This window comes from Chryseobacterium hagamense (genome assembly GCF_007991455.1).
Lineage (GTDB): Bacteria > Bacteroidota > Bacteroidia > Flavobacteriales > Weeksellaceae > Chryseobacterium > Chryseobacterium hagamense.
In genome coordinates this window covers 71,708-85,655 of sequence record NZ_BJYJ01000002.1, presented here as the reverse complement: position 1 = coordinate 85,655, position 13,948 = coordinate 71,708, and the positions used below count along the sequence as shown (strand labels likewise).

The window sequence follows — 13,948 nt, the reverse complement described above, 5'->3', positions numbered from 1 at the left end:
ATCGACTTAATCCCTTTCCTGCAATAAATCCGCTTCAAATTGTGTTTATAAATTGTTGAATACTATTTTTAATTCAATTTTCAAAAAAACTATCTTTGCAGAATTATGGCGCAGAAAGAAACATTATCTACATTGACGAACGGAAACTTTGCAAAAGAACTCTCTATTGCCGACGGGAAAATGCCGCCCAACGCGCTGGACTTCGAAAGGCTGGTTATCGGAACTTTTTTAATTGATAAAAAAGGGCTTGACCATTCCATCGATTTGCTGACTCCGGAGGTTTTTTATGATCCGCGACATCAGGTAATTTTTTCTACCATCCTGAAATTATACGAAGGCAACCAGCCGGTCGATTTAATGACGATTATTCAGGCGCTGAAAAAAGAGGAACGGCTGAACCTTGCCGGCGGAGATGCCTATATTATCGATCTGACCATGGGAGTAAGCTCATCGGCCCACATCGAGTACCACGTCCGGGTCATCCTTGAAAAATATATTTTACGAAGCCTGATTAACGTATCAGCCAATGTAATCGACGCTTCTTACAAAGAATCTACCGATGTTTTTGAACTTTTGGATAAAGCCGAGCAGTCCTTTTTTGAAATTACCAACGGAACCATTAAGAAGGGGTTCGATACGGCCAACTCGTTGGTAAAGCAGGCTATCGACACCATTAAGTCGCTGAAAGATAAAGAAGGGCTTTCCGGAGTACCTTCCGGATTCCGTGATGTGGATAAAGAAACCGGAGGCTGGCAGAATTCCGACCTTATTATTATTGCGGCACGTCCGGCGATGGGGAAAACGGCATTCCTGCTTTCCATGGCGCGGAATATTGCGGTCGGCCATAAAATCCCGATGGCGCTTTTTTCACTTGAGATGGCCTCGGTACAGCTGATTACCAGGATGATTGCTTCCGAAACCAGGATTTCCTCGGAAAAGCTCAGAAAAGGAACACTGGACGATGAAGAATGGCAGAGGCTGTTCTCCAACGTATCCGAACTTGAAAACGCACCGTTATACATCGATGAGACCCCTTCCCTTTCCATCTTCGACTTCCGGGCAAAATGCCGGAGACTGGTGATGCAGCATGGGGTAAGGATTATCATGGTCGATTACCTTCAGCTGATGACCGCAGGGGGCGGCAGTGGAAAAGGTGCGGGAAACCGGGAACAGGAAATCTCCATGATCTCGCGTTCCTTAAAGGCTATTGCCAAAGAACTGAATGTTCCTGTAATTGCCCTTTCGCAGCTTTCCCGTAGTGTGGAAACCCGTCCCGGAAAACGGCCTCAGCTTTCCGACCTCAGGGAATCCGGAGCGATCGAGCAGGATGCAGATATCGTATCCTTTATCTTCAGACCGGAATATTATAAAATTACCGTATGGGACAATGATGATGAAGGACAGGAAACCTCAACGGAAAACCAGGCCGAGCTTATTATTGCCAAGCACAGAAACGGAGCCACTGCCGATGTACGGCTATCGTTCCTGAAACACTTTGCAAAATTTGCCGACATCGAGATGGCATTCGATGGCGGCGGCGGATCGATGGGATATGGTTCTGCCGGCGGATTAAGCGGAGAGCCGAGCGGTTTCGACAAGATCAAAACCACCATTCAGCCGGGAGCAGCTTTCGACCTGCCGGACAGCTCAAAACTTTCCGGTTCTTCCATGAATGATTTTGATGACGATGATGATTTTCCTTTTTAAATAAGGTTAAATAATTAAACTAAAATTTAGCTTTAGCCATAACCTGACATGAGAATAGAAATATATACCGACGGAGCATGCAGCGGAAATCCCGGAAAAGGCGGATATGGAATTCTCATGCGCGTTCCTGAAAAAAATTACCAGAAAACATTCTCCAAAGGCTTCCGCAAAACCACCAACAACCGGATGGAACTGCTGGCAGTCATTACGGCACTGGAAAAATTGAAATCCCCTGACAACGACATCCATGTTTACACAGACAGCAAATATGTAGCGGATGCCATCAATCAGAACTGGCTTGCCGGATGGATCAGACGGGGCTGGAAAAACGTAAAAAATCCGGATCTGTGGCAGAAATTCGCAATCCTTTACAATCTCCATAAGCCTGAGATGCACTGGATCAAGGGACATGCCGGGCATTTTGAAAATGAGCTGTGCGATAAACTGGCTGTAGCAGCAGCGGCTTCACCGGATCTGGAAACAGATGCCTATTTCGAAAATCAGGAAAGCAATACTTTATTTTAAATTGAATTTGATACTATTCAACGTGAACTCATAGAGGAACCCGGATTAATAGATTGGAAGCTGGATGCGGCAAGTTTCTCTTGTCAGAATTACGGTCTAAGGCCTTGATGATCAAACGAAGGTTTTGTCAATCTATTAAAGGAAATTCTATTTAATGTGGGCTCAATGTAGAAATGTCATCGTAAGGCTGGAAGAGAGATGCCGGATGCTGGAAGTTACTTTTGTTAAAAGTATAATCAGAGGTTCTAATAATCAGCTGAATCTCTTGTCGTTCGATCTGAAAGTATTTTATTTAAAATCATGACTGAATAGCATTAAATTTTATTTTTTAATTAATTAAACAAGTTAATATAGGCTGGAACGTTAAATTCATATTATCTTAGATCATTGAAGAAGAAAAGGAGAAAGTGGTAATTTAATAATTTTAAATAAAAATTCCTTTATACGATAAGAAACATACCATGGAAAAGCTCCAGCTCTCCGGTATGATATCCATAAATACTTCCAGTATCCGGCTTCCCTCTTCAGGTTCTGTCATCCTTTTAAAACCGCCACCTACCATCCCGATCGAAAATTTTCATTATTTACTCCTTAAACTTATCATTTTTTGATGAATACCCATCCTTTCCGGCAAAATTAACATTGAATACGTATTTATTGGTTAGGATTTAATATCTTTGGCAAGTCTAATTTTAAGTATCATATCATATGAATAAAAAACTATTGGCTTGTTTTATCCTGCTTCTCTCCTGTTTTGTAGGAAAATTCTCTTCCCAAACCTATCAGCTGACCGGCAACCCTGTTGTAACTACAGGATGGGATATAGTTCCTTCAGCAGTCGTTAACACCGATTTCATCCAGCTTACTGCCGATCAAACTTCCCAGGTGGGCGGTATCAAGTTAAACGCTCCCATCAATCTTAAATTCTGTGATAAATGGAGAGTGGAATTCGATTTCAGAATCGATGGAAACGGAACCACCAGCTACGGGCGCGGTGACGGTTTTGCTTTCTGGTACTTGGCCAATCCTCCAGCTGCTTACACTGCAGGGGGCGGTTTAGGGATTCCTGCCAACTCTACCGGACTAATGGTGGGATTTGATATCTTCAACAACAGTACCGAAGGACAGATGAGCAAAGTGCACGTTCTTTACGGAACCAACAATACAGCCGGATCAAATATTGAATACAACAATACGCCCGGCAGTACCTTCCATACGGCAGACCTTAACCCGACCCAGCCCTTTGTAGGGGCCACCTACAAGCATGTGGAAGTACTTGGGCAGGTAGATCCCGCAATACCGGCCAACTGGATCATCAGCATTAAGATCGACGGAAATACGGTGGTCAACCAATCGTTTGCCCCTTCGGGAGCGGCCGTCGGAATGACCCAGGGCTATTTTGGATTTTCCGCCTCTACCGGAGCGGCAAGTGCCAGACACTCGATTAAAAATGCCAAAATTTTCACAGACAAGGTTTCCATTGCCCAGCCTACCGTTTCGGCAAGTGTATGCCCGAATCCCTCCAACGGACAGGGAACTATCAATTTAACGACTTTTCAGAGCCAATTTGTGACCAATCCGGCAAACTATACCTTTACCTACAGCGTTGGCGGAACACCGATTACCAACCCTACGAATTTCCAGTTCAGCGGAAACACGACGGTTTCGGTACGGATTAAAGACAACGCAGGGCTTTTATGTGATAATCCGGACGGCAAAATCCTGCTGACCTTATCTCCATTTACGGCAACTGCCGCTACCCTTACCCAATGTAACAACAATAATGCAGGAACGGCCACTTTCAACCTGACGCTGGCCAATGTAAACGAACCGGCCGGTTCTACCAAGAAGTTTTATACGACGCTGGCCAACCTTAATGCAGGCACCAATGAAATTACCAATCCGACAGCTTATGTTTCGGCAGCCGGAACCGTCTATGTAAAAGTGACGACTCCTCAGGGCTGTCAGGGTTCCGCTCCTATCACCCTTGCTTTTTATCCGCAGATCGCCTCGCAGGATGCCCTTATAGAGTCCTGCTATATTGATGCTGCTCCCACGACCGCTTTATTCAACCTTACACAGGCGAATGTGACTTCAGCTACGGGAGTAGTGAAGCAATATTTTAAAACCCAGGCGGATGCTTTGGCCGGGACCAATGAAATCCTTAACCCTCAAGCCTATATTGCCACCTCATCAACGGTGTATGTAAAAATTACCAATGTGACGAATTGCTTCGTGATCGTGAAAATAACGTTGAAGGTTTTACCTCCGGTCTATTCTTCCGTCCTGAAAGACAAAACCATCTGTATCGATGCCAAAACCAGCCTGGATGCAGGACCTGGCTTTGACACTTACCTGTGGAGCACGGGAGCAACCACCCAGGCCATCCAGAATATTGCCCCGGGACAATACTGGGTACAACTGAAAACGGGGAGATGCACGACTTTGCAGACCGTTAAGGTGAACGTTGCTGCCCAGCCGGTAATTTCAGGCATCGATATCAGCAACAACACCATTACCATTAATGTAAAAGGAGGAAAAGGACCTTTCCAGTATTCTCTCGACGGAATAAAATGGCAGGATTCCAATGTATTTACCGGGCTTCCGAGAGGCGAAGTGACAGTGTATGTTAAAGACTCCTACAACTGTACACCGATCCGCGTCCAGATCACGGTTCCGAACCTGATCAATGCCATTACGCCAAACGGAGATAATGTAAACGACTTTATCGATTACTCAGCTTTAGCCTACAAGAAAAACCTGGTATTTACGGTATATGACCGATACGGAAACAAGCTCTATGAAGCCAATAAAATCAGAGACTTCAAATGGGACGGAACTTCCGGTAACAAAAAAATAATGACCGGCACTTACTGGTACACCATCACCTGGAACGAAAATGACAAAAACAATACGCAAACGTCTTACAACGGTTGGGTATTGGTAAAAAACCGGGAATAATACACACAAAAGATCACTCTTACCGGAGTGGTCTTTTTTATTTCCATGCCTCCACTTTCAGATGCAAAATGGATCATCACCATTTTCACTCCAAATTTTGAAAAGACCCGTGTTCTTGAAAAGACATGATGCTGTCATTATTGATCATTTTAATCATCAGCCAACCTGCTCCAATGAAAAAACATTTACTCCTTAATTTTTTTATCATTTTTCTCTGCTTCAGCGGAAAATTTTCGGCCCAGACATATCAGCTTGCCGGAAATCCGGTAAATACAACGGGATGGGATCTCGTTTCCAATGCTACGGTAAATACCGACTTTATACAGCTCACCCAGGATCTTACCAGCCAGTTCGGAGTGGTAAAACTATCGACGCCCATCAATCTGAAATACTGCGACAAATGGAAAGTAGAATTCGATTTCAGGATCGACGGAAACGGAACCACCACTTACGGCCGCGGTGACGGCTTTACCTTCTGGTATCTGAGCAATCCTCCGACCGGCTTTACCGGCGGCGGCGGTCTGGGTATTCCGTCCAATGCCAACGGACTGATGGTGGGTTTTGATATTTTCAACAATTCCACGGAAGGCCAGATGAGCAAAATCCACGTTCTTTACGGTACCAATAATTTACCCGTAGGAAACAACAATATCGAATACAACAATACTGCGGGAAGCACTTTCCACACCGCCGACCTGAATCCTACACAGCCTTTTGTAGGATCCACTTACAGGCATGTAATCGTAAACGGAACGATAGATCCTTTGAATCCGAATATCTGGAATATCAAAATCCAGCTGGATGGTGTGGTTCTGGTAGACCAGGCGTTTACCGCTTCCGGAGGTGCTGTCGGTATGACGACCGGCTATTTCGGGTTTTCTGCTGCTACAGGAGGGGCCAGCGCGAGACATTCGATTAAAAATGCTAAAATCTATATCGATAAGGTTCCCATCCTTACCAATACCATTACCCCTTTCGTCTGTTCAAATCCTGCAACAGGCAGCGGAACGGTAAATTTAACTTCTTTCCAGAACCAGTTTGTTACCAATCCGGCCAACTATGTATTTACCTATTTAGGACCCGGAGGTACACCGATTACCAATCCTTCAAATTACGTTTACCCTGCAGGTATAACGACCATAACCGTTGTTGTAAAAGATCCTTCATCTACGCTTTGCGATAACGGAGACGGAAAAATCGTCCTTAATCCAAGCCCGTTTGCAGCTACCGATGCCACGCTGACCGGCTGTAATAATGACAATGCAGGCGGTGCGGTTTTCAATCTTACCAATGCAGCGGTATCTTCAGTTCCGGGAAGTACGGCGGTGTTTTACAATTCCATGTACGACCTGAATAACCATATCAACCCGATTGCCAATCCTTCGGCATTTTTCTCACCGGCCGCTACCATTTATGCCCTGGTAACCACGCCTCAGGGCTGTACGGATGTTGCCGATATTACCCTTACCATCGCGCCGGTTGTGATGGTACAGAACGCTACCTTAAGAACCTGTGCCATGGCTGCCAACCCGTCTACCGGCGTATTTGACCTGACTACCGCTCCGGTCTCTGCTCAGCCGGGAACGAAAACCTATTTCCCCTCATTAACGGATGCACAGAACGGCACCAACCCGATCCCGACACCGGGCACTTATACGTCCCCGAACGGAACGGCCTATATAAAAGTAACCAATACCAACGGCTGCTATGCCATCGCTAAAGTTACCCTGATCGTTATTCCGCAGGTTTTCTCCACCATCCTGGAGGATAAGATCATCTGTATGGAGGATACCACTACCCTGGATGCAGGACCTGGATTCACCTCTTACAAATGGAGTACCGGTGCTACCGGCCAAAGCATCAGTAACGTAACCGTAGGAACCTATTGGGTAGACCTGAAGACCGGAAACTGTACCGCGAGACAGACGGTAAAAGTATATGCTGCCGAACAGCCTGCCATTACCAGTATCGACATTTCCAACACGACGGTGACGGTATATGCCAACGGGGGAACCGCTCCTTACAAATATTCCATGGACAACATTCACTGGCAGGATTCCAATGAATTCAAAAATGTGCCGAGAGGAGACAGCCAGGTATATGTAAAGGATGCGTACGACTGCGATCCGATTACCGTTACCATCGTAGTCCCGAACCTCATCAATGTGATTACTCCGAACGGTGACGGAGTAAATGATGTCATCGATTATTCCGCCCTTGCCGGAAAGAAAAACCTGATTTTCAATATCTATGACCGGTACGGGGCAAAAATTCATGAAGCTGACAAATCCAACCGTTACAAATGGGACGGAACCGTGGGCGGAAGAAAAGTATCTACCGGAAACTACTGGTATTCCGTCTCTTGGAATGAAAATGACAAAAAGAATACGCCGGTCAAATATTCCGGATGGATTCTGGTGAAAAACAGAGATTAACAGAATAACCATTCCCTATATATGAAAGGATCACTTCGGATTTATTCCGGGGTGATCTTTTTTTTGCCGGATTAACAGGCAATACCATTGATACTTCAAAATATAGATTGTCGTAGTAATATGTGATAACTTCCGGTCTCCGGCTTTCTTCTTCCAGCCTGTAAATTCAATTTCCGCTTCGGGTTCCCTTAATTTAGAATAAGATATTTTCTTTTATGCTTACTTAATTCGCAGTCAATGATTAAATTTGTCCTATGAATTACTTGGAAGCTTTAAGCAGAAGATATTCTGTAAAAAAATTTAACAACGGTACCATCCCTCAGGAAATATTGCATAATATTCTTGAATCGGGGAAATTATCCGCGAGCTCCCTCGGTCTTCAGCCTTATGAAATCCTGATTGTGGAAAGTGAGGAAATGAAGAAGAAATTAATCCCGGCTTTTTACAATCCGTCGCAGATTTCCACCTGCTCCCATCTGATCGTTATCGTGGCTAAAAAAAAGGTGGACGACCATTACATCAACGCGTATTTCAGGCATATTTCCAAAGTAAGGGACACGCCTCTGGAAAAACTGGATCTTTTTAAAAACAGCATCAATCAACATATTAACCAAAAGACTCAAGATGAAATTTTCAGCTGGGCAGAAAAACAGGCTTACATCGTTCTGGCAAACCTCATGTATGCCGCAGCAATTGAAAATGTAGACACCTGCCCGATGGAAGGCTTCCGACAGGAACTGATTGAAGAAATTCTGGACATCAACCCTGAAACCGAAAAAGCAAGCGTTACCCTTGCATTAGGCTACCGTTCGGAGGAAGATCATTTTCAGCACATGAAAAAAGTGAGAAAACCAAACGAAAAATTGTTTAAATTTATTTAATTATTTAGACATTTTGTCTTAAACCAAGGATATGATAAAAGCGGATGTATTAGTAATCGGTTCCGGAATCTCGGGACTTTCTTATGCCATAAAAATTTCTGAGCAGCTTCCTGATGCCAAAATAATCATCGTAACAAAATCGGATGAAGACGAAAGCAATACCAAATACGCCCAGGGCGGCCTTGCGGTAGTGACGGATTCTAAAAATGACAATTTCCAGAAACACATTGAAGATACCATGCGTGCCGGAGACGGCGAAAACAAACGCGACGTGGTGGAAATGGTGGTTACGGAAGCCCCTGCAAGATTTAACGAGATCGTGGAATGGGGCGCGAATTTCGACATGAAAAACGGAGAATTTGCATTGGGAAGAGAAGGCGGGCATACCGAGAACAGAATCGTGCACCACAAAGACATTACCGGGTTTGAGATCGAAAGGGCCTTACTGGAAACAGCTAATAAAAGTGAAAACATTGAGATCCTGGACCATCATTATGTGATTGATATCATCACGCAGCACCATGTTCCCGGAAAAGAACTGAACGAAGGCGACATCCATTGCTACGGAGCCTATATCCTGGATGAAAAGTCTAAAAAGATAAAAAAAATCACCTCAAAGATTACTTTGGTAGCCACCGGCGGGGCCGGACATGTATACAAGAATACCACCAACCCGACCATTGCTACCGGAGATGGAATCGCATTTGTAGCCAGAGCCAAAGGGAAAGTTTCCAATATGCAGTACTACCAGTTCCATCCGACGGCTTTATACAGCAAGATTGACGGGATGCTGTTCCTTATTTCGGAAGCCGTCCGCGGTGACGGTGCGAGACTCCGGACCAAAAGAGGCGAAAAATTCATGCATAAATACGATGAGCGTGAAGAGCTTGCTTCCAGGGACATTGTTGCCAGAGCCATTGATGCTGAAATGAAAATTACCGGTGACGAATATGTAGGACTGGACTGCCGCGAAATGAACCGCGAAAAATTCCTGGAACATTTTCCCAATATTTATAAAAAATGCAAAGACGAAGGCATTGATCCTTTCATCCAGCTGATTCCCGTGGTTCCTGCCTGCCATTACTTAATGGGCGGAATCGAAGTCGACCGGGACGGACAGTCTTCCATCAGAAACCTGTTTGGCGTGGGAGAATGTACGAACTCAGGGCTTCACGGAGCAAACCGACTGGCTTCCAATTCCTTACTCGAAGGTCTTGTTTTCGGCCATAATGCGGCGATGAAGACCGTAGAACTTCTGAAAGAAAACAATTTTAACTTCGACGATCTGAAAGCGGTTCCGGAATGGGATGAAGAAGGCATGAAAATCATGGATGAAATGGTGATCGTTTCATACCTCAGGAAACAGCTTCAGGAAATGATGAGCGACCTGGTAGGTATCGTACGAAGCAACCGCCGTCTGAACATGGCCTTGCAGAAACATCAGGAAATTGCAGCGGCGGTGGATGAAATCTACCACTACTCCATTCTCTCCCCGCAATTATCGGAATTAAGGAATTTAACTACGGTGGCGCACCTCATCATTACCCAATCCATGGAAATGACAGAGAATAAGGGGGCGTTTTATAATAAAGATTTAGCTTAAAAACATACCAATGAAAAGACCGGCTTACGTTACTGATAAAGTCTTAAAACAATTTATTAAAAACGCTCTGGAAGAAGACATCCAGGATGGCGACCACTCTACCCTTTCCACCATCCCTAAAGACCTGGAACAAAGTGCCAGGCTTCTGGTAAAACAGGATTGTATTCTTGCCGGAGTTGAACTGGCTGAAATTATTTTTAAAACTTTTGACAAAAATTTGAAGATTGAAACCTTCGTAAAAGATGGAGATGCTGTAAAAGTTGGTGATGTTGCCTTTATTGTAACCGGAAGCGCAAGGTCGATTCTTTCTACGGAAAGGCTGGTGCTGAACTGCATGCAGCGGATGAGCGGGATTGCAACACTGACCCATGACTGGGATTCCAGGTTGGTGGGAACCAAAACAAAGCTCTTGGATACCCGGAAAACCACGCCGAACTTCAGGGTTTGTGAAAAATGGGCGGTGGCCATCGGCGGCGGTACCAATCACCGTTACGGGCTGTATGATATGATCATGCTGAAAGACAATCACATCGATTACAACGGAAGCATTACCAATGCGGTAAAGATGGCCAAAGATTATATCAAGAAAAATAAGAAAAAACTGAAAATAGAGGTTGAAACCAGAAACCTTGAAGAAGTACAGGAAGCCATCAATGCAAAAGTCGACCGTATTATGCTAGACAATATGGATGTGAAGACCATGAAAAAAGCGGTGAAACTTGTCAACGGCAGCTGCGAAACCGAAGCATCGGGTGGAATTACCCGCGAACAGCTGAAAGAAATTGCTTCCACAGGCGTCACCTACATCTCTGCGGGAGCCCTTACCCATTCTGCGGACAATATGGATTTAAGCCTGAAAGCCGTTAAATAGGGATTGAATTTTCAATAAAAATAAGCATATTCTGTTAAAAATTCAATAATGTGATTTTTTTCATACGGAATCTCGATTATTATTCAATGCATTGTAAATCAGAAATTTATACCTTATCAAGAATGGTTAAAAATTAACATACAGTTAATATTAGTTAAAATATATTTCCTCAATTTTGCAGAAAATTTAATCTAACTATTACTAACGATTATGAAATTAATCAACAAATCAATGCTTACTGCGATAATTACCTTATCCACGGCAAGCGTTTATTATGCTCAACAGGTTCAGGATACCGTGAAAGACACAAGATCCAAAGACATTGAGCAAGTTGTACTTACAGGAGTTGCCGATATTGCTAAAGAGAGAAAGACTCCGGTAGCTGTTTCTACAATCAAAGAAGCACAGATCGTACAAAGATTGGGTAACCAGGAATTTCCTGAGATTTTAGCTTCAACTCCTTCCGTTTATGCAACAAAAGGCGGCGGTGGTTTTGGAGATGGACGTTTGAATGTAAGAGGTTTTGATACTTCCAATACTGCTGTAATGATTAATGGAGTTCCCGTTAATGATATGGAAGGCGGTACTGTGTATTGGTCTAACTGGGCCGGACTTTCTGATGTCACTTCTGCGATGCAGATACAAAGAGGTTTAGGAGCTTCAAAATTAGCAATTGCCTCTGTTGGGGGAACAATTAATATTATTACAAGAGCTGCGGATAAAAAAAGAGAAGGTAACGTTACAGTAGGTCTTGGTAATGATGGCTATCTTAAAACTTTATTTTCGTATAATACAGGAAAATCCGCTAAAGGCTGGTCTACGTCATTCTTGATGAGCAGGACAGCCGGAGCAATGTACATTGATGGTTCAGATTTTGAGGCATATAATTATTATTTCGCTTTAGGCTTCCAGCCAAATCAGAAGCATGATTTCCAATTTACCTTTACAGGAGCTCCACAGTGGCATAATCAAACCTTTAATAATACCATCGCCACTGATTTGGATATGGGTGATGGAAGATTAGATGGTGTTTTGTCTGATAAACCAAACAGAAGATATAATTCTAACTGGGGTTATCTGAATGGAGAACAATATTCACAAAGTGTAAATTTCTATAGCAAACCGGTTGCATCAATCAACTGGGACTGGAATATTTCTGAAAAATCAAAATTATCTACTGTGGGATATGCATCTTGGGGTAGAGGAGGAGGAACCGGAATTTTAGGTTCCATCAACGGAAAGGGGATTAACGCTTTGCCAAAAACAGCAGATGGCCTAATTCGTTTTGATGATATTTATGCTTGGAATACGGGACAAACCGTAGCTGATTTCGGGGCAAACAATAAAACCCCTTTTATTGGTACAACTTCTAATGGTATTACCAGAAGAGCAAGTATAAATTCACATGACTGGTACGGAGTTTTGTCTAATTTCCAACACAAGGTAAATGATAACTGGAATTTCTCCTTAGGTTTAGACGCCAGGTACTATTATGGATATCATCCAGGTCTTGTAACAGGTTTCTTAGGAAATAGAGAATATAGAGAAGCCGGAAACTTTAATCAATATCCATATTATACTGTTACGCAGGCATACGAGCCAACACCTCCGGCAAACCCATTTGCAGCTGCAGTAAAAGATAAATCACAGATTGTCTATAGAAATTATGATGGTAAAGTTCTTTGGGGAGGGGTATTTGGACAATTGGAATATACAAACGATAAAATTTCAGCGTTTGTTCAAGGTTCAGCTTCTGAGCAAAGTAATCAAAGAATTGACAACTGGGTAGGTACGCAAGATCTGTATGCGGTAATTAATGGCGTCAATACTTTGGTAGCAAGCCATCTACAACAAGGACAAGAAGTTAGCCGGACGACAGAGCAAAAATTCAGATTCGGATATAATGCAAAAGCCGGTGTTAATTACAATATTGACGAACAGCATAACGTTTTCGTAAATCTTGGTGTTTATTCCAAACAGCCGAATCAGAATGCTATTTTCCCTTACAACTTACCAACAAAAACATTCGGTTCTTTGTATCAACAAATCGAAAACAAAGATTTAAGAAACGAAAAAATATCATCTGCTGAAGTTGGTTATGGATTTAAAAGTGGGAAATTCAGAGCTAATGTGAATGCTTATTATACAGATTGGAAAGATCGATTTGTTCGTATTACAGGCATTACTTACATCAACCCTGATAATACTACCGGTACCAATGGTACTGCAAGTTTGACCGGTGTACGAGAAGTGCATATGGGTGCTGAATTAGAAACATTTTATAAACCGTTAAACTGGTTGGAATTTAATGGAATGCTATCTATCGGAAACTGGAAATACAAGAATAATCCAACAGGAAGAATTGCTAATGTAAATGGAGACCCAATCACTACGAATGGAAAAGATGAAGTTACCCTGGCATTGGATGGATTAAAGGTAGGAGACGCTGCACAAACAACAGCTGCTTTGGGAGCCACAGTGAAGCCAGTTAAAAATCTAGATATTTTCGGAACTTGGAGATATTATGACAATTTATACGGAACATTCAGCATCAATAATAGTTTTATAATTAGAGACGGGAATATTCCAGCTGCTAGAGCTGAAAAAGGATCTTTGCAAGCACCTTCTTATAATTTAACTGATGTAGGAGCATCTTATACATTCAATTTGAATAATGGTAGCAGACTAATAGTTACGGCAAATATCTATAACCTATTCGATACTACCTATATTTCAGATTTGAGATCATCAGTGAAGAAAACATTCTCAGATTTCAAAACTGCTACAAATACCAGTGAGCAGGCACAAGCATTGTTAGACGCTTACAATGCAAATCCTAAGAACTTCTATAAAGGCTTAGATGTTAGCAACAATGTTTATTTCGGATTCGGAAGAACTTGGGCAGCATCTCTTTCTTATAGATTCTAATCAATATAAAAACATTAGATTTTATACCTATGCATCC

At 43.0% G+C, this 13,948-nt stretch carries 8 protein-coding genes; all 8 read left to right on the top strand.

The window, feature by feature from the left end:
- The first annotated feature begins 105 nt into the window (after nucleotides 1–105).
- The 8 genes from dnaB to CHA01nite_RS03265 all read left to right on the top strand — a co-directional run bounded on the left by dnaB (nucleotide 106) and on the right by CHA01nite_RS03265 (nucleotide 13,911).
- On the top strand, nucleotides 106–1,707 hold the full coding sequence (gene dnaB, locus CHA01nite_RS03300) for a replicative DNA helicase (RefSeq protein ID WP_146939804.1): 1,602 nt from the start codon (nucleotides 106–108) through the stop codon (nucleotides 1,705–1,707).
- Nucleotides 1,708–1,755: 48 nt separating this feature from the next.
- A complete protein-coding gene (gene rnhA, locus CHA01nite_RS03295; protein ID WP_146939803.1) occupies nucleotides 1,756–2,232 on the top strand; it encodes a ribonuclease HI in 477 nt (158 codons plus the stop codon).
- Nucleotides 2,233–2,940: 708 nt separating this feature from the next.
- Complete coding sequence (locus CHA01nite_RS03290) at nucleotides 2,941–5,193, top strand: FIDD domain-containing protein (protein ID WP_146939802.1); 2,253 nt, start codon at nucleotides 2,941–2,943, stop codon at nucleotides 5,191–5,193.
- Between the two features lie 173 nt (nucleotides 5,194–5,366).
- Nucleotides 5,367–7,628: an FIDD domain-containing protein gene (locus CHA01nite_RS03285; RefSeq protein ID WP_146939801.1), complete on the top strand. Its 2,262-nt coding sequence runs from the start codon at nucleotides 5,367–5,369 to the stop codon at nucleotides 7,626–7,628.
- A gap of 254 nt (nucleotides 7,629–7,882) precedes the next feature.
- Nucleotides 7,883–8,509, top strand: a complete 627-nt coding sequence (locus tag CHA01nite_RS03280) for an NAD(P)H-dependent oxidoreductase (protein ID WP_146939800.1) — start codon at nucleotides 7,883–7,885, stop codon at nucleotides 8,507–8,509.
- A 31-nt stretch (nucleotides 8,510–8,540) separates the two neighbouring features.
- Nucleotides 8,541–10,112: an L-aspartate oxidase gene (gene nadB / locus CHA01nite_RS03275; RefSeq protein WP_146939799.1), complete on the top strand. Its 1,572-nt coding sequence runs from the start codon at nucleotides 8,541–8,543 to the stop codon at nucleotides 10,110–10,112.
- A 10-nt stretch (nucleotides 10,113–10,122) separates the two neighbouring features.
- Nucleotides 10,123–10,983, top strand: coding sequence for a carboxylating nicotinate-nucleotide diphosphorylase (gene nadC, locus CHA01nite_RS03270; RefSeq protein ID WP_146939798.1), 861 nt, complete (start codon nucleotides 10,123–10,125; stop codon nucleotides 10,981–10,983).
- Between the two features lie 210 nt (nucleotides 10,984–11,193).
- Nucleotides 11,194–13,911 carry a TonB-dependent receptor gene (locus CHA01nite_RS03265; RefSeq protein ID WP_146939797.1) on the top strand — a complete coding sequence of 906 codons (2,718 nt, stop codon included), beginning with the start codon at nucleotides 11,194–11,196 and terminating at the stop codon, nucleotides 13,909–13,911.
- Nucleotides 13,912–13,948: the final 37 nt, after the last annotated feature.